The 17,072-nt window shown below is 71.3% G+C and carries 14 protein-coding genes and 1 pseudogene; 9 read left to right on the top strand and 6 right to left on the bottom strand.

Going from position 1 to position 17,072, the window contains the following annotated elements; all coding sequences use genetic code 11:
- The first annotated feature begins 4 nt into the window (after nt 1-4).
- Complete coding sequence (locus tag MQN93_RS25010; protein ID WP_016437843.1) at nt 5-898, top strand: NYN domain-containing protein; 894 nt, start codon at nt 5-7, stop codon at nt 896-898.
- A 20-nt stretch (nt 899-918) separates the two neighbouring features.
- Here the strand turns inward: MQN93_RS25010 and MQN93_RS25015 are convergent, their stop codons facing one another.
- Both MQN93_RS25015 and MQN93_RS25020 read right to left on the bottom strand, forming a co-directional pair.
- Nucleotides 919-1,827, bottom strand: coding sequence for an alpha/beta fold hydrolase (locus MQN93_RS25015; RefSeq protein WP_242711355.1), 909 nt, complete (start codon nt 1,825-1,827; stop codon nt 919-921).
- A gap of 417 nt (nt 1,828-2,244) precedes the next feature.
- Complete coding sequence (locus MQN93_RS25020) at nt 2,245-4,665, bottom strand: DEAD/DEAH box helicase (protein ID WP_242711356.1); 2,421 nt, start codon at nt 4,663-4,665, stop codon at nt 2,245-2,247.
- Nucleotides 4,666-5,136: 471 nt separating this feature from the next.
- Here MQN93_RS25020 and MQN93_RS25025 point away from each other — a divergent pair, with 471 nt between their 5' ends.
- A complete protein-coding gene (locus MQN93_RS25025; RefSeq protein ID WP_016437846.1) occupies nt 5,137-5,874 on the top strand; it encodes a ferritin-like fold-containing protein in 738 nt (245 codons plus the stop codon).
- A 57-nt stretch (nt 5,875-5,931) separates the two neighbouring features.
- Here MQN93_RS25025 and MQN93_RS25030 read toward each other — a convergent pair whose 3' ends face one another.
- The 4 genes from MQN93_RS25030 to MQN93_RS25045 all read right to left on the bottom strand — a co-directional run bounded on the left by MQN93_RS25030 (nt 5,932) and on the right by MQN93_RS25045 (nt 7,900).
- On the bottom strand, nt 5,932-6,204 hold the full coding sequence (locus MQN93_RS25030) for a hypothetical protein (RefSeq protein WP_016437847.1): 273 nt from the start codon (nt 6,202-6,204) through the stop codon (nt 5,932-5,934).
- A gap of 237 nt (nt 6,205-6,441) precedes the next feature.
- The gene (locus MQN93_RS25035; RefSeq protein WP_016437848.1) at nt 6,442-6,669 is read right to left on the bottom strand and encodes a DUF3107 domain-containing protein; all 228 of its coding nucleotides are present in this window, start codon (nt 6,667-6,669) and stop codon (nt 6,442-6,444) included.
- A gap of 156 nt (nt 6,670-6,825) precedes the next feature.
- The gene (locus tag MQN93_RS25040; RefSeq protein WP_016437849.1) at nt 6,826-7,470 is read right to left on the bottom strand and encodes a TetR/AcrR family transcriptional regulator; all 645 of its coding nucleotides are present in this window, start codon (nt 7,468-7,470) and stop codon (nt 6,826-6,828) included.
- 205 nt (nt 7,471-7,675) lie between these two features.
- Nucleotides 7,676-7,900 carry a hypothetical protein gene (locus tag MQN93_RS25045; RefSeq protein WP_016437850.1) on the bottom strand — a complete coding sequence of 75 codons (225 nt, stop codon included), beginning with the start codon at nt 7,898-7,900 and terminating at the stop codon, nt 7,676-7,678.
- Nucleotides 7,901-8,065: 165 nt separating this feature from the next.
- Between MQN93_RS25045 and MQN93_RS25050 the strand changes: the two are divergent.
- From MQN93_RS25050 to MQN93_RS25075, 7 genes and pseudogenes are all read left to right on the top strand, one after another.
- Nucleotides 8,066-9,017, top strand: a pseudogene (locus MQN93_RS25050) (alpha/beta fold hydrolase); the annotation flags it as partial.
- Nucleotides 9,018-9,444: 427 nt separating this feature from the next.
- Nucleotides 9,445-11,229, top strand: a complete 1,785-nt coding sequence (locus MQN93_RS25055) for a DUF3152 domain-containing protein (RefSeq protein WP_242711357.1) — start codon at nt 9,445-9,447, stop codon at nt 11,227-11,229.
- A gap of 56 nt (nt 11,230-11,285) precedes the next feature.
- On the top strand, nt 11,286-11,378 hold the full coding sequence (locus MQN93_RS44405; RefSeq protein WP_324604415.1) for an Ms4533A family Cys-rich leader peptide: 93 nt from the start codon (nt 11,286-11,288) through the stop codon (nt 11,376-11,378).
- Nucleotides 11,379-11,544: 166 nt separating this feature from the next.
- A complete protein-coding gene (locus MQN93_RS25060; protein ID WP_242711358.1) occupies nt 11,545-13,263 on the top strand; it encodes an ABC transporter substrate-binding protein in 1,719 nt (572 codons plus the stop codon).
- A gap of 4 nt (nt 13,264-13,267) precedes the next feature.
- Nucleotides 13,268-14,296, top strand: a complete 1,029-nt coding sequence (locus MQN93_RS25065) for an ABC transporter permease (protein ID WP_016437854.1) — start codon at nt 13,268-13,270, stop codon at nt 14,294-14,296.
- Complete coding sequence (locus MQN93_RS25070) at nt 14,293-15,291, top strand: ABC transporter permease (RefSeq protein WP_016437855.1); 999 nt, start codon at nt 14,293-14,295, stop codon at nt 15,289-15,291. The genes MQN93_RS25065 and MQN93_RS25070 overlap by 4 nt, the downstream gene beginning before the upstream one ends.
- A 50-nt stretch (nt 15,292-15,341) precedes the next feature.
- Nucleotides 15,342-17,051, top strand: a complete 1,710-nt coding sequence (locus tag MQN93_RS25075; protein WP_242711359.1) for a dipeptide ABC transporter ATP-binding protein — start codon at nt 15,342-15,344, stop codon at nt 17,049-17,051.
- Nucleotides 17,052-17,072: the final 21 nt, after the last annotated feature.

A 17,072-nucleotide genomic window follows, 5' to 3' on the forward strand; every position in this document is an offset into this window, starting at 1 on the left:
GGCGATGAACGAAGACCTCGTGGCCCTCAACGCCCGCATCGATCGCACGAACGAGCTGCTGCAGCGCATGCTCGCCGAGGTGGCGAAGACGCCCTCGACGCATGCGATCTTCGTCGACGCGGGATACCTCTACGCGGCCGCGGGACGACTCGTCGCCGGCACGGAGGACCGCCGGGCCTTCGACCTCGACTCCGAGGGCCTGATCGAGGCGCTCATCGACAAGGCCCGCACCATCTTCGCCGACAGCCGGCTGCTGCGCGTCTACTGGTACGACGGCGCACGGCGCCGCATCCACACCTCCGAGCAGCAGTCGATCGCCGAACTGCCGGACGTCAAGGTCCGGTTGGGCAACCTCAACGCCAACAACCAGCAGAAGGGCGTCGATTCACTGATCAGATCGGACCTGGAGTCACTGGCCAGACACCGGGCGATCAGCGACGCGGCACTGCTGGGCGGCGACGAGGACCTGGTGTCCGCCGTGGAGGCGGCGCAGGGGTACGGCGCGCGTGTCCACCTGTGGGGCATCGAGGCCCCCGAGGGGCGCAACCAGGCCGAACCCCTGCTCTGGGAGGTCGACAGCCAGCGCACCCTCGACCTCGACTTCTTCAAGCCGTACGTCGCCCGGCGTACGGCCGTCGCCTACGAGGCCACCGCCACCCGGCCCGCCCGCGAGGACGTCCGCTTCGTGGGCGCGCAGATCGCGGCGAAATGGCTGGCGGCGCGGGGCCGGGAGGCACTGGCGGAGCTGCTGCCCGGCCACCCCTATCTGCCCGGCTCCATCGACCAGGACCTGCTGGTGGAGGCGGAGAGCCTGCTGCAGTACTCACTGCGCGGCCAGGCGGACCTGCGGCGGGCGCTGCGGGACGGGTTCTGGGAGCACTTGCAGGCGCAGTACTAGGCGCGCTGCTGGGCGCAGTATCAGCCGGAGCCGCGGTGCTGGTCGGACTGGCCGTCGGCGGTGATGCGGTCCCAGAAGTCGGCGAAGGCGCGGGCCGTGGCCCGGGGCTGGTCCGTGTTGGGGGAGTGCTCGGCGCCCTGGACGACCGTGCGGTGTGCGCGCAGACGTAGCGCCATGTCGTCGAGCAGGGGTACCGGCCAGGTGTCGTCGCGGGAACCCGAAAGGACGTGGAACGGCAGTGCCGTGGCGGCCAGTTCGGCCACGCGGTCGGGTTCCGTGCACAACTGGCGGCCGGTGGCGATGAGCTGGGCCGGCTTGTTGCCCAGCCAGCGGCGGCGCAGGTCCTCCTGGTCGGCGAGCCCCGCGTCCAGCTCGCCGGTCTCGGTCTCCTCGGGCGGCTCCATGGCCTGGATCGCCTCCCAGACCTCGGCCATGTTCATCACCGCGAGCGCGTCCCGCAGCAGCTTGACGCGCTGCTGCTGGGAGACGGAGATCTGGGCGGGTCCCGAGGACATGAGGGTGAGGGACAGGAAGGGGGAGCGGTCCAGCAGGACCGCGGCCCGTGCGATCTGCCCGCCGAGGGAGTGGCCCACCAGGTGCACCGGGGTGCCGACGGCCGCGGCCTGAGCGAGCACGTCCCGCGCCAACTCGCCCTGCGCGTAGGCCGATTCGTCGTCCTCGGGGCCGTCGGACTCGTACTGCCCCCGCCCGTCCACCGCGACGGTCCGGTAACCACGCTCACCGAGCGCCTCGTGCAGCGGATTGAAGTCCTCCTTGCTGCCGGTGAACCCGGGCAGCAACAACGCGGTTCCCTTGAGCGCGACACCCTCCGCCTGGGGGGAATCGACAACGGCAAACTCCCCACGCGCGGTGTGCAGCGTGTACGCACGGGCGCCGGGGGGCGGGGCGAAGGTCGGGGGCCTGCTCATGGGGTGAGGTTATCCGGCGCGGGTGACATGGGGACGGACGGGCGGGGACGGGGAGGAGTTTCGGTGCGCCCGGACGCCGACGGTCCGGTGCGCGTGAGGGGGGTTGGGCGGGGCGGAGCCTCGGCGCGCTCCAGGGCCGACGGTCCGGTGCACGCTAGGCGGGCCGGTCGGGCAGGGCGGGGCGGTGCGGGGCCTGGTGTGTATCAATGCGGGGGGCCGGGCGGAGTCCCGGTGCGCTCCAGGGCCGACGGTCCGGCGGATGCTAGGCGGGCTGGGCTGGGCTGGGCTGGGCTGGGCCGGGCCGGGGCGGGGCCCGGTGTGCATCAAAGCGCGGGGACGGGGCGGAAGCCCCAGTGCGCCCCAATGCCGACGGCCCGGTCCACACGAGGTGGGCCGGGCCGTTGGTTGGGCGGTTGCTCAGCTCTCTGCGGGCTCCGCGGCAGCCGTGGCCTTGCGCGTGCGGCGCGCCCTGGGCTTCGCCTCCGCCGCGTCGGCGGTGACCTCGGCGGCTGCCGTGGCCTTCCGGGCGCGGGTACGGGGCTTGGCGGCGGGTTCGTCGGCCGCCTGGGCCGGGATCTCGGTGGCGGCGGTCTTGCGGGTCCGGCGCGGCTTGGCCTCGGTGGCTTCCGCCGTGTCGACGGCAGCCTCGGCGGCCTTGCGCGTACGGCGCGGCTTCGCCTCCGCAGCCTCGGCGGTTTCCGCCGTGGCGGCCGTCTTACGGGTCCGGCGCGGCTTGGCCTCGTCGGCGGTTTCGGCGGTGGCGGCCGTCTTGGGCGTGCGGCGCGGCTTGGTCTCCGCGGCCTCCGCCGTGTCGACCGCTGCCTCCGCCGCAGCCGCGGCCTTGCGGGTCCGCGTGCGGGGCTTGGCGGCGGGTTCGTCGGCCGCCTGGGCCGGGATCTCGGTGGCGGCGGTCTTGCGGGTCCGGCGCGGCTTGGCCTCGGTGGCTTCCGCCGTGTCGACGGCAGCCTCGGCAGCCTTGCGCGTACGGCGCGGCTTCGCCTCCGCAGCCTCGGTGGTCTCGACCGCCGCCTCCGCGGCAGCCGTCGCCTTACGGGTTCGGCGGCGCGGCTTGGCTGCGGGGGCCTCGGGCTCCGCAACCGCGGGGGCCTCCACGACGGCCACGGTCTCCGCGGCGGGCGTGCTGTCCGCGGACTTGCGGGTCCGGCGGCGCGGCTTGGTGACGGCAGCCTCGGGCTCCGCCACAGCCGGCGCCTCGACGGCCGGAGCCTCCGTGAGCACCGGTGCCTGCGCGGCGACGGTCTCCGCGGCGGGCGTGCTCTCCGCGGACTTGCGGGTCCGGCGGCGGCGCGGCTTCTCCGGGGTCTCGGGAGCGTCCAGGGCCGGGCCCTCCGCCGTGGTGACGGCGGCTTCCGCGGCCTCGGGCGCGACGGCCGCGGCCGTCACCGGCTCGGACGCAGCACCACCGCGCGTACGGCGACGGCGGCGCAGGGAACGGGAACCGGTCTCCCCGGACGACGCCTTCTCCGCCACGGCCTCCGATGCAGGGGCCGCGTCCAGCGGCGAACCGCCGCGCGTACGGCGACGGCGACGCGGCGGACGGGCCTCGCGCTCACGGTCGGCGGACCGGGACTCGCCCCGGCCGCCCCGCTCGCCCCGGCCACCGCGACCGCGTGCACCACGGCCGCCGGTCTCGCCCAGGTCCTCCAGCTCCTCCGCGTCGAGCCCCGCGCGCGTGCGCTCGGCGCGCGGCAGGACACCCTTGGTGCCCGCGGGGATCCTCAGCTCCTCGAAGAGGTGCGCGGAGGTGGAGTAGGTCTCCGGCGGGTCGTTGAAGTTCAGCTCCAGCGCCTTGTTGATCAGCTGCCAGCGCGGGATGTCGTCCCAGTCGACCAGCGTGATCGCGATGCCCTTGTTGCCCGCGCGGCCGGTGCGGCCGATGCGGTGCAGATAGGTCTTCTCGTCCTCGGGCGACTGGTAGTTGATGACGTGCGTCACGCCCTCGACGTCGATGCCGCGCGCGGCGACGTCGGTGCAGACGAGGACGTCCACCTTGCCGTTGCGGAACGCGCGCAGCGCCTGCTCACGGGCGCCCTGGCCGAGGTCGCCGTGGACCGCGCCGGAGGCGAAGCCGCGCTGCTTGAGCTGGTCGGCGAGATCGGCTGCCGTACGCTTCGTACGGCAGAAGATCATCGCCAGACCGCGGCCCTCGGCCTGCAGTATCCGCGCGACCATCTCGGCCTTGTCCATGTTGTGCGCGCGGTAGACGTGCTGCGAGATGTTCGCGACCGTCACGCCCTCGTCGTCCGGCGCGGCGGCGCGGATGTGCGTGGGCTGCGACATGTAGCGGCGGGCGAGACCGATGACCGCGCCCGGCATGGTGGCCGAGAACAGCATGGTCTGGCGCCGGACCGGAAGCATGTTGATGATCTTCTCGACGTCGGGCAGGAAGCCCAGGTCGAGCATCTCGTCGGCCTCGTCGAGCACCAGGCACTTGACGTGCTTGAGGTTGAGCTTCTTCTGGCCCGCGAGGTCGAGGAGACGGCCCGGGGTGCCGACGACCACGTCGACGCCCTTCTTGAGGGCCTCGACCTGCGGCTCGTAGGCCCGGCCGCCGTAGATCGCCGTCACGCGGACGTTGCGCACCTTGCCGGCGGTCAGCAGGTCGTTGGTGACCTGCTGGCACAGCTCGCGGGTGGGGACGACGACGAGCGCCTGCGGGGCGTCGGTGAGGTCCTCGGGCCTGGCGCGGCCCGCCTCCACGTCCGCGGGGACGGTGACGCGCTCGAGGAGCGGGAGGCCGAAGCCCAGCGTCTTGCCGGTGCCGGTCTTGGCCTGGCCGATGACGTCCGTGCCGGAGAGGGCGACGGGGAGCGTCATCTCCTGGATGGGGAAGGGGGTGGTGATGCCGACGGCGTCGAGGGCCTCGGCGGTCTCGGGGAGGATTCCGAGATCTCTGAACGTGGTAGTCAGGGTGCTGCCTCTTCTGTGTACGCGGTGCGAGGCGAGCGCGGGGGTCGTAGACGGACCGTGCCGGGGGACGTCGGCTGCCTTACGGGCTTGCCGTAACGCACGGGACCTCTGCCGACGCTCTAGCGCTCGTACCGCTGAGGTGTCCCTCCGAGCGTCGTACGCGATGTGCCGTACGGCCTTTGGAGGGCTGTCGGGTCGGAGCCGATCGGGCCACCGACCGGGCATCCTCATACGTGCGGCCCGTCGAGTACTCGGCAGGCGCATTACCACCATACCCCGGAATCGCGCACACACGATGGCCGATTTGGTCACGTAGCCGTCGTCACACTGATTGACCAGGGACTTCCGCGGCTCGGCAAGCCGACTATTGTGCGCTCCATGACGACGTCTGACAACACCTCCGACGCACCCGCCGAGCCCACCGGAGTGGCCGCCCAGGACTGGGCCAAGGCCTCCGCGGACCCGCAGTACCGGGCCGCGGTCGTCGATCTCCTCGGAGCACTCGCGTACGGCGAACTCGCGGCGTTCGAGCGGCTCGCGGAAGACGCCAAGCTGGCGCCCACGCTGGCGGACAAGGCGGAACTGGCGAAGATGGCGTCGGCCGAGTTCCACCACTTCGAGAGGCTGCGCGACCGGCTCACGGAGATCGGCGAGGAGCCCACGCACGCGATGGAGCCGTTCGTCGCCGCCCTGGACGGGTTCCACAAGCAGACGGCGCCCTCGGACTGGCTGGAGGGCCTCGTCAAGGCGTACGTCGGCGACTCGATCGCCAGCGACTTCTACCGCGAGGTCGCGGCCCGGCTCGACGCGGACTCGCGCGAGCTGGTGCTGGCCGTGCTGGACGACACCGGGCACGCAGGCTTCGCCGTGGAGAAGGTCCGTGCGGCGATCGACGCCGACCCGCGCGTGGGTGGACGTCTCGCTCTGTGGGCGCGGCGTCTCATGGGCGAGGCGCTGTCGCAGTCCCAGCGGGTGGTCGCGGACCGGGACGCCCTCTCGACGATGCTCGTCGGCGGCGTCGCGGACGGCTTCGATCTCGCCGAGGTCGGCCGGATGTTCTCCCGGATCACCGAGGCGCACACGAAGAGGATGGCCGCCCTGGGGCTCGCCGCCTAGCTTCCGCTTCCTCCGTCGTCCGGGTCGTCCGGACCGCTTGCATCGTCCCCGTCGAGATCACGCCGGCGCCGAGCGTCGGCGGAGTCTCCCTGCCGGGCGCACCAGGAGGGAGAGCGAGGCGGCGGACACGATCGCCGCGCCGAGCAAAATCAGCAGCACGTTGCCGGGGTCGAAGGCGCTGTGCGTGACGAAGGCGCCGAACAGGGCCCCGGCGGCACCCGTCGCGAGCACCAGCGCACGGGAGGGCAGACGGTGGCCGAGCCGCTGGTGCGCGGCCCACGCCAGCACCAGACCGAGCACAGCGGAGCCGAGTGCTTCGAACAACAACATGGGGTCCCTCCCACACGGCCACACTGCGCGTCACGGTCGTAGCCCGTCATACCCGTGACCTGCGGAATGCAATCCTCCTCTGTGTGCCCTCTGTGCTCCATATGTGGAGAGAAAATCCTGGAGAAAGTCCTGATCCCGGGGCAGTCCTGATTTCGGGACAGTCCTGGAGGAAGTCTCGGGGAAAGCGAGAGGGGCCCGGCGGCGGACGGCCGCCGGGCCCCTCTCGTGATGCTGTGCCTACAGCGCGCCGAAGCCCACCTTGCGCGGGGCCGGCTCGCCGAGCTCGACGTAGGCCAGGCGGTCCGCCGGGACGAGGACCTTGCGCCCGTGCTCGTCCACGAGGGTCAGCAGCTGCGACTTCCCGGCCAGTGCCTCGGCCACGACCCGCTCGACCTCCTCGGCACTCTGACCGCTCTCCAGAACGATCTCGCGGGGCGCGTGCTGCACGCCGATCTTGACCTCCACGGCTATGTCCCTCCGACGGTCAGTGAAGTGCGCGATCTGTACGCGCCGTACCCAGCACACATTAGCCCGGTGAGGGGACCCGCATGCTCCGCCCGGGAACGCCAAGAGCGAACAGGGAGCGGGAACAAAGCGGGAACAAAGCGGGAACAAACGCGGTCAGTGAGCCTGCTCGGTGCCGTGCAGCGGGAAGCCCGCGATACCGCGCCAGGCGAGCGAGGTCAGCAGCTGTACGGCCTGGTCGCGCGGCACGCTGCGGTCGCTGTGCAGCCAGGAGCGCGCCACGACCTGCGCGAGCCCGCCGAGGCCGGAGGCCAGCAGCATCGACTCCGCGCGCGAGAGGCCGGTGTCCTCGGCGATCACGTCGCAGATCGCCTCCGCGCACTCGTTCGTGACCTTGTCGACGCGCTCGCGCACCGCGGGCTCGTTCGTCAGGTCCGACTCGAACACCAGACGGAAGGCGCCACCGTCGTCCTCCACATATGCGAAGTAGGCGTCCATGGTCGCGCGGACACGCTGCTTGTTGTCGGTGGTCGACGCGAGCGCGCCCCGCACCGAACCGATCAGTGACTCGCAGTGCTGGTCCAGCAGGGCGAGGTAGAGGTCGAGCTTGCCCGGGAAGTGCTGGTAGAGCACCGGCTTGCTGACTCCGGCGCGCTCGGCGATGTCGTCCATCGCGGCCGCGTGGTAACCCTGTGCCACGAACACTTCCTGTGCGGCACCCAGCAGCTGATTCCGTCGGGCACGGCGCGGCAGGCGCGTGCCCCGCGGGCGTGCCGCCTCTGTCTGCTCGATGGCTGTCACGCCGCCTCCCAATTTCGTCCACATGCGGTGTGCGCCGCGCCGCCATCGTACTTTTCGGTAACCCCGGTGTGCGCGGTGCGAGCGCAGAATTTCACGGACCGGACAGTGGCGAAAGCCGTGCAGGTGGGGCCGAACCGGATCGAAACAGGCAGCCGACCGTCTCCCTCCAGCTCAGCGGCACCCTCTCGGGCCCCCGCGTCCCCCGTCAGCGGTAGTCGTCCTCGTCGATGGAGACGACGCGGCGCTGCTCGACGAGATCGGCCTCGTTCGCGCGGGCCGGGTCCACGTCCTCCAGAGGGTCGTCCTTGTCCGCCGTGAGGTCCTCGGACTGCTCCGCGGCGTCGTTCTCCGGTGCCTCGACGTCGATCTCCCGGGCCTCCTGCGCGTCCTCGTCCTCGAAGGTGTCGGGATCGCTCGGGTCTACGGCCATGATTGGGCTCCCTTCCTACGAATGTCCCTGGAAGAAGCAGGGGCCAACAGCGGGTGCCCTCTTTACGAGCCTAGGAGACACCGGATCCGGATGCTATGCGGTGTGCATGCAATCTGTGACGGCGAACACATGAGCCACTACGTGATCGTCTCGTAACATTGCCGCATGTCTTCGACCGAGCTGCCGTCCGTTCCGGCGACCAATGTGCTCCCGAAGGTGGCGCCCGTAAGGGTCGCGGAGGGTGAGCGGCTGAGGTCCGTCGGGCTGCCGGGGATCACGCTGACGGTGCGGTCGAGACCACCCGCGCGCGAGGGACTGCCGCCCGCGCTGTACGTCCACGGTCTGGGCGGTTCCTCGCAGAACTGGTCGGCCCTGATGGAGCAGCTCGACGACGTCGTCGACGGCGAGGCCATCGACCTGCCGGGTTTCGGCGACTCGCCGCCGCCGGACGACGGTGACTACTCGATCACCGGGCACGCGCGCGCGGTGATCCGTTTTCTCGACGCCTCCGGGCGCGGTCCGGTGCATCTGCTGGGCAACTCGCTCGGCGGCGCGGTCACCACGCGCGTGGCGGCGCTGCGGCCCGACCTCGTGCGGACGCTCACGCTGGTGTCGCCGGCGCTGCCGGAGATCCTCGTCCAACGCAGTGCGGTGCCGACGGCGCTGCTGGCGCTGCCCGGCGCCGCCGGACTGTTCACCCGCGCCACCAGGAAGTGGTCCGCGGAGGCACGCGTCCGCGGCGTAATGGCGCTCTGCTACGGCGACCCCGGTCTGGTGTCGCCGGAAGGATTCCGCAATGCAGTGGAGGAGATGGAACGGCGGCTGCAGCTGCCGTATCTCTGGGACGCGATGACGCGTTCCGCGCGCGGCATCGTCAACGCGTACACGCTCGGCGGGCAGCACGGTCTGTGGCGCCAGGCGGAGCGCGTCCTCGCCCCGACCCTCCTCGTCTACGGCGGCCGGGACCAGCTCGTCGGCTTCCGGATGGCCCGAAAGGCGGCCCGCGCCTTCCGCGACTCACGCCTGCTGACCCTGCCGGAGGCGGGGCACGTGGCGATGATGGAGTACCCGGCCACCGTGGCCCGCGCATTTCGTGAACTCCTTGCTGAGACGGGGGAGTTGGGTCTGCCTGGTGAGACGGGGGAGTCGAGGGAGTTGGGTGGGCCTGGCGGGACGCGTGGGCCGGGCGGACGGAGTAAGACGCGTGGTGCTGGCGAGTCGGGCGGGACTGGTGAGTCGGTCGCGTCAGGCGGGGTCGGCGAGTCGGGCAGGGGCGGCGACTCGGACGGGACTGGGGAGTCGGGCTGGGCAGGCAAGGTCGGCGAGTTGGGCAGGACTGGGGAGTCGAGCGGGACTGGCAGGGTCGGCGAACCGGGCGGGACTGACGAGTCGGGCGGGACTGACAGGGTCGGCGACTCGGGCAGGGTCGGCGAGTCGGACGGTGGTGCGCCGTTGAGTGCGGACCGGGCCTCCCTCGACCGGGGTGACGTGTTCGCCGACGACGGCGAGGGTGCCGCCGAGAGCACGGGGAGCTGAGGGCCGGCGTGGGACGTCACAGCCGCCGCGGCCCCGGTGCCGCGAAGGGCGAGACCAGGGATGCGGATGCGGTGCGTGGGGGGCAGAGGGGTGCCTCCGCGGACTCCGGAGGCTTCGACTCCGGCTCCGGTGCGGGTGCTTCGGGTGCTCGGCGGGTGCCCGGGCAGCCGTCCGGGCCGTTGCCCGGGCAGCAGGGGATACCGGCGTACGGACCGCCGCGACGGCCTGACGGCACTCCCGCGCGCGGGGTGCCGCGTTTCGCCGAGGGGACTCCCGCGCGCGGGGTGCCGCGTTTGGCCGACGGCACGCCTGCCCGGGGTGTGCCTCGTCTTCCGGACGGTAGTCCTGCGGGTGGGGTGTCTGGGTTCCCGGGTGGCTCGCCTGCCGGGGGTGTCTCCCGTCTTCCGGACGGTAGTCCTGCGGGTGGGGTGTCCGGTTTCCCAGGTGGCACGCCTGCCCGGGGTGTGCCCAGAAGCCCCGACGGCGCCCCCGCGCGCGGGGTGCCCCGCTTCCCGGACGGCACCCCCGCGCGTGGAGTGCCCCGGTTCCCCGACGGCACCCCTGCCCAGGGGATGCCGCGGTTTTCCGACGGCGTGCCTGCGCACGGTGTTCCCCGTCCTGCTGACGGCACCCCCGTCCATGGCACGCCCCAGATTCGCGGTGGCCATCCCGAGCAGCGGGAAGCCGGTGGGGGATGGGGCGAGTTGAGGAGCCCCGGGGTGTCCGTTCCGCGGCAGCGCCAGGCGCCGCCCGGAGGGCCGCGGCAGGACTACGTCGACGCGTTCGACGACTTCGACACCTTCGGCGGCCTCGACGAGGACGACGACGTCTTCGCGCCCCGGAACGGCGGCTCCGCGCGCGCCCCGGGCGCGTATGCGTCCGCGTACGCCTCGGACCCGTACGCCTCCGTCACCGACTGGGACCCGGACACAGGGGTCGGCGTCCCCTCCGAGACCGACGAGGACGCGGCGCCGACCGGCGTGCCCGCGCAGACCAGGGGCAGCAAGGGGCGGACGTTCACCGGCATAGCGGCTGCCGCCGTCACGACCGTGCTTGCCGTCGTCGTGGCCGGTCAGGTCGCCAACGGACGCGACGACGCCGCCATCGGGACGCAGTCGGCCACCGACCAGGCGCGGGACGCCCGCGACTCAGGCGCGAGCGCGAAGCCGTCCGCCTCGGCCGGCGTGGCGACGCTGACGTACTCCGAGGCCATGGCGAAGCGGTATCCGCTCAGCGCCACGCTCAAGGGGCCGGGGAAGTTCGACGCGGTCCCCGGGGTCGCCAAGGCGCCGGGCAAGGGACAGAAGTACACCTACCGCGTGGATGTGGAGCAGGGCCTCGGACTCGACGGCGAACTCTTCGCGCAGGCCGTGCAGACGACCCTCAACGACAACCGGAGCTGGGCCCACGGCGGCGCCCGCACCTTCGAGCGCATCCACACCGGCAAGCCCGACTTCGTGATCACGCTCGCCAGCCCCGGGACCACCGCGGAGTGGTGCGCCAAGTCCGGGCTCGACACCACCGAGGACAACGTCTCGTGCGACTCGGCCGCCACCGAGCGAGTGATGATCAATGCATACAGATGGGCACAGGGGTCGAAGACCTACGGCGACCACATGCAGGCCTACCGGCAGATGTTGATCAACCACGAGGTCGGTCACCGGCTCGGCTACAACCATGTCACCTGCAGCAAGAACGGCGCGCTCGCCCCGGTGATGCAGCAGCAGACCAAGTTCCTCGACCACGACGGGATCCACTGCCGGGCCAACCCCTGGCCGTATCCCGGGAGTTGACCGGTGCCGTATATGACACATTGACATGCGCAGAAAGTTGATTCATATTTCTGGTCATGTCGACCCTCCACGCCTCCGCGCGCGCCGCCATCGAGCTGGCGCTCATCGGCGTGACCGCGCTCTGCGTGGCCGACATCCACTGTCGCTGACGCTCGCCCACGGGCGCTCGCGTCGCGATCCCTTTCCGCCGCCATGACACGGCCTTCCGCCGTGCCCCGGCAGCCGCTTTCGACGACCTGACGCCCGGGCGGACATCTGCTCACATCCGTCTCACATTTCGTCAATCTGTCTCATCATTCGAGAGGTCGTCATCCGATGCGTCACCCGTCCGTAAGCAGAGCCCGTGTGGCGGCGATATCCGCAGGCCTGGTCCTGGCCCTGGGCGCCGCCGCCTGCGGGCCGGAGGACAACGATGCCAAGGGCGCCGGCGGCGACTCCACGCCTCACAAGGGCGGCACCCTCACGGTCCTCAACTCCGAGGCCCAGACGGACTTCGACCCCGCGCGCCTGTACACCTCCGGCGGCGGCAACGTGCCCTCCCTGGTCTTCCGTACGCTCACCACCCGCAACCGCGAGAACGGCGCCGCCGGCTCCAAGGTCGTCCCGGACCTCGCCACCGACACCGGGCGCCCCAACAAGGACGCGACCGTGTGGACGTACACCTTGAAGAAGGGCCTCAAGTACGAGGACGGCACCGCGATCACATCCGCGGACATCAAGTACGGCATCGAGCGCTCCTTCGCGGCCGAACTGTCCGGCGGCGCGCCCTACCTGAGGGACTGGCTGGTCGGCGCGGCCGACTACCAGGGGCCGTACAAGGACAAGAAGGGTCTGTCGGCGATCGAGACGCCGGACAGCCGGACCATCGTCTTCCATCTGAACAAGCCCGAGGGCGAGTTCCCGTACCTGGCCACGCAGACGCAGTTCACGCCCGTCCCGAAGGCCAAGGACACGGGCACGAAGTACGAGGAGCACCCGGTCTCGTCCGGGCCGTACAGGGTCGTCAGCAACGAGAACGACGGTGAGCACCTGGTCCTGGAGCGCAACACCCACTGGTCGGCCGCCACGGACTCCGAGCGCAAGGCCTACCCGGACAAGATCGACGTACGCTCCGGCCTCGACTCGTCCGTGATCAACCAGCGGCTGTCGGCGTCACAGGGCGCGGACGCGGCGGCCGTGACCACGGACACCAACCTCGGCCCCGCCGAACTCGCCAAGGTGAGCGGCGACAAGAAGCTGGCCGCGCGGGTCGGCACGGGCCACTTCGGCTACACGAACTACATAGCGTTCAACCCGACCGTCAAGCCGTTCAACAACGTCAAGGTGCGGCAGGCGATCTCGTACGCCATCGACCGGTCGTCCGTGGTCAACGCGGCGGGTGGCTCGGCGCTCGCCGAGTCGGCCACCACGTTCCTGCCGAACCAGAAGTCCTTCGGCTATACGCCGTACGACCTGTTCCCGGCCGGTGCGACCGGCAACGCGGCCAAGGCCAAGGAGCTGCTGTCCGAGGCGGGTTACAAGAACGGCCTCACCGTCACGCTGACCCACTCCAACGCCAAGGACTTCGAGACCAGCCCGGAGATCGCGACCGCGATCCAGGACGCGCTCAAGAAGGCCGGCATCACGGTCAAGCTGCAGGGCCTGGAGGACAACGACTACCGGGACAAGATCCACAACGTGAAGACCGAGCCCGGTTTCTTCCTCGCCCACTGGGGTGCCGACTGGCCCTCCGGCGGCCCCTTCCTCGCCCCGATCTTCGACGGCCGTCAGATCGTCAAGAACGGCGCGAACTTCAACAACGGCCTGCTCAATGACACGTCGGTCAATGACGAGATTGACGCGATCAACAAGTTGACCGATCTTGACGCGGCCGCCAAGAGGTGGGGTGCACTGGACAAGAAGATCGGCGAGCAGGCCCTGACCGTGCCGCTGTTCCACCCCGTCTACAAGCGACTGGTCGGCAGCGACATCAAGAACGTCGTGATCAGCGACTGGACCGGCGTGCTGGACATCTCGCAGGTCGCGGTGAAGTAGCGCCGTGAGCGAGGCACTTGTCGCCACCCAGGTCCCCGAGGTGTCCGCCTCGGGGACCTCGGGGGCCCTTCGGTTCTGGCGGCGGCTGCGCACGCAGCGCGCCGCCCTCGTCGCGGCGTCCGTCGTCGCCCTGCTCGTCCTGATCGCGCTCGCCGCGCCGCTGCTCACCGCCCTGGAGGGCCAGGACCCGACCACGTACCACCCCTCGCTCGTCGACTCCGCGCGCGGAGGCGTGCCGGTCGGCTCCCTCGGGGGCATCGGCGCCGACCACTGGCTGGGCGTCGAACCCCAGACCGGCCGCGACCTGTTCGCCCGGCTCGTCTACGGGGCGAGGGTCTCCCTGGGCGTCGCGCTGGCGGCGACCGTGATCCAGGTCTTCCTGGGCGTCGTGATCGGCATCGCCTCCGCGATCGGTGCCGGATGGGTTGATCAACTGTTGAGCCGGATCACCGACATCTTCGTCGCCATGCCTTTGATGATCATGTCGTTGGCGCTGCTCGCGATCGTCCCGTCGAGCTTCCCGCGGCCCGTTCTGGTCACGTTGGTCATCGGGTTCATCGCCTGGGGCAACATCGCGAAGATCGTGCGGGCCCAGACGCTGACGCTCAAGGGGCTCGACTACGTTTCCGCCGCCCGGCTCAGCGGCTGGGGAACCTGGCGCATCGCGCGCAGGGAACTGCTGCCCGGGCTCGCCGCGCCCGTCATCACGTACGCCGCGATCCTCATGCCGGTCAACATCAGCGTCGAGGCCGCACTGTCGTTCCTCGGCGTCGGCGTGAAGCCGCCGACGCCGTCCTGGGGGCAGATGCTCACCGCCGCCGACGTCTGGTACCAGGCGGCCCCGCAGTACCTGCTGCTCCCGGCGGGCGCACTCTTCGTCACCGTGCTCGCGCTGACCGTCCTCGGCGACGGCGTCCGCACCGCCCTGGACCCACGGGCCGCCTCCCGGCTGCGCGTCGGGACGGGCAGCAAGCGGGAGGCCAGGGCGGCCGGCAAGGACTCGGGAGCGGCACCCGAGGAGGGCTCCGCATGAGCGGCTTCTCGGGCTTCCTGGTCCGGCGCGCCATCGGCACGGTCGTCACCCTGCTGGCCATCTCGGTCATCGTCTACGTCGTCTTCTACGCCACCCCCGGCAACGTCGCGCAGATCACCTGCGGCCCGCGCTGCTCCCCGGAGCAGGTGCACCAGGTGGCCCAGCAACTCAGGCTCGACGACCCGCTGTACGTGCGCTACTGGCACTTCCTCGAAGGCCTGGTCGCCGGTCAGGACTACTCCACGGGCACCTCGGTGGAGCACTGCCCGGCGCCGTGCCTCGGGCTGTCGTACCAGAGCGACCGTCAGGTCATGGACATCATCCTGACCAAGCTGCCGGTGAGCCTCTCGCTGGTGCTCGGCGCGATGGTCCTGTGGCTGGTCCTCGGGGTCGGCACGGGTGTGCTCTCCGCGTGGCGGCGCGGCCGCTTCACCGAGCGGCTGCTGACCGCCCTCACCCTCGCGGGCTGGGCCACCCCGGTCTTCGTCATCGGCCTGGTACTGATGATCGTCGTCTGCGGCGAACTGCAGCTGCTGCCCTTCCCGCAGTACGTGAAGTTCACCGACGACCCCGAGCAGTGGGCGTGGAACCTGCTGCTGCCCTGGCTCTCGCTCGCCCTCATCGAGGCTGCCGCGTTCGCGCGGCTGACCAGGGCGTCGATGCTGGAGACGTTGGCCGAGGACCACATCCGCACCTTCCGGGCCTATGGGGTCGCCGAGCGGTCGATCGTGGGGCGGCACGCGCTGCGCGGCGCCCTCGCGCCCGTCATCGCGCTGAACGCCAACAACGTCGGCTCGGCGATCGGCGGCGCCGTCCTCACCGAGACCCTCTTCGGACTGCCCGGCATCGGACAGGAACTCGTCCACGCGGTCAACGTCGTCGACCTGCCCGTCGTCGTCGGGATGGTCCTGGTGATCGGCTTCTTCGTGGTCCTCGCCAACGCCGTCGCGGACGTCCTGTACGCGGTGGCCGACCGACGGGTGGTGCTGACGTGAGTGGCGGTGTGGACGTGAGTGGCCGTACTGACGTGAGTGGTGGCACCGACGTGAGTCTCGTCCGGGTGACGGACCTGTCCGTGGAGTTCGGCGACCTGCGGGCCGTGGACGGGCTCTCGTTCGGCCTGGCCCGGGGCGCCGCCCTGGCGCTGGTCGGTGAGTCCGGATCCGGCAAGTCCACGGTCGCCTCGGCCCTGCTGGGGCTGCACCGCGGAACCGGCGCGCGGGTCGGCGGTTCGATCGAGGTCGCCGGCACCGACGTACAGCAGGCGTCCGAGGACGAACTGCGGCGGCTGCGCGGGGCGAAGGCCGCCATGGTCTTCCAGGACCCGCTGTCGTCCCTCGATCCGTACTACGCGATCGGCGACCAGATCGCCGAGGTGTACCGCGTGCACACGCGCGTGTCACGACGGGCGGCGCGCGCGCGTGCGGTGGACGTGCTCGACCGGGTGGGAATCCCGGACGCGGTGCGGCGCTCGCGTTCCCGGCCGCACGAGTTCAGCGGTGGCATGCGCCAGCGTGCGCTGATCGCGATGGCGCTCGCCTGTGAGCCCGACCTGCTGATCGCCGACGAGCCGACCACCGCACTCGACGTCACGGTCCAGGCCCAGATCCTCGACCTGCTGCACACGCTGCGCGAGGAGACCGGCATGGGCCTGCTGCTCGTCACGCACGACGTGGGCGTCGCCGCCGAGAGCGTCGACGAGGTGCTCGTCATGCGACACGGGCGCAGCGTCGAACACGGTCCGGTGGCCGACGTGTTGAGCGCCCCGGCCCAGACATACACACGGGAGCTGCTGGCAGCGGTACCGCGGGTGGACGCACGGCGGATCGCGGCGAAGGCCGGCGAGGAGACCGCCGCGGCTGTACCGGCGGTGTCCGTGGTGGAGGACGCCGGGGCCGCTTCTGCGGTGTCCGCGACGGAGAACGCCGAGGGCGTTCCCGACGGCCCTCCGGAGGCGACCGGGCACGTCGTTCTGGAAGCGACCGGTCTGCGGCGTGAGTTCGGGCGCGGCAAGCGAACCTTCGCCGCCGTGGACGACGTGTCGCTGACCATCCGCCGGGGCGAGACCCTCGGCGTCGTGGGCGAGAGCGGCAGCGGCAAGACGACGCTCGGCCGGATGCTGGTCGGGCTGCTGGAGCCGACGGCCGGCGAGGTCCGCTACGACGGGCACGCGCGCGTGGGCGTGCATCCGGCCGTCCAGATGGTCTTCCAGGACCCCGTCTCCTCCCTCAACCCCCGCCGCAGCGTGGGCGAGTCGATAGCCGACCCGCTCCGCGCGCGTGGTGAGAAGGACGAGCAGCGCATCAGAGGGCGCGTGACGGAACTGCTGGAGCGCGTGGGGCTCGAAGGGGCGCACTACGACCGCTATCCGCACGAGTTCAGCGGCGGACAGCGCCAGCGCGTGGGCATTGCGCGGGCGCTCGCCGCCGACCCGCGCGTGATCGTCTGCGACGAGCCGGTCTCCGCGCTCGACGTGACGACACAGGCCCAGGTCGTCGCCCTGCTCGGCGAGCTGCAGCGCGAACTCGGGCTGGTGCTCGTCTTCGTCGCGCACGACCTCGCCGTCGTGCGACAGGTCAGCGACCGGGTCGCGGTGATGCGCCGCGGCCGGATCGTCGAGTCGGGGCCCGCCGACGAGGTGTACGACAACCCCCAGGACCCGTACACCAAGCAGCTGCTGGCCGCCGTACCGTCGCTCGATCCGCAGGTCGCCGCCCGGCGCAGGGCGGCCCGGCGAGAGTTGGCCGCCGCCTGACGGAACGTAACTGCTTGATCT

This window comes from Streptomyces spinosisporus (assembly GCF_022698145.1).
In the GTDB taxonomy this organism is placed as follows: domain Bacteria; phylum Actinomycetota; class Actinomycetes; order Streptomycetales; family Streptomycetaceae; genus Streptomyces; species Streptomyces spinosisporus.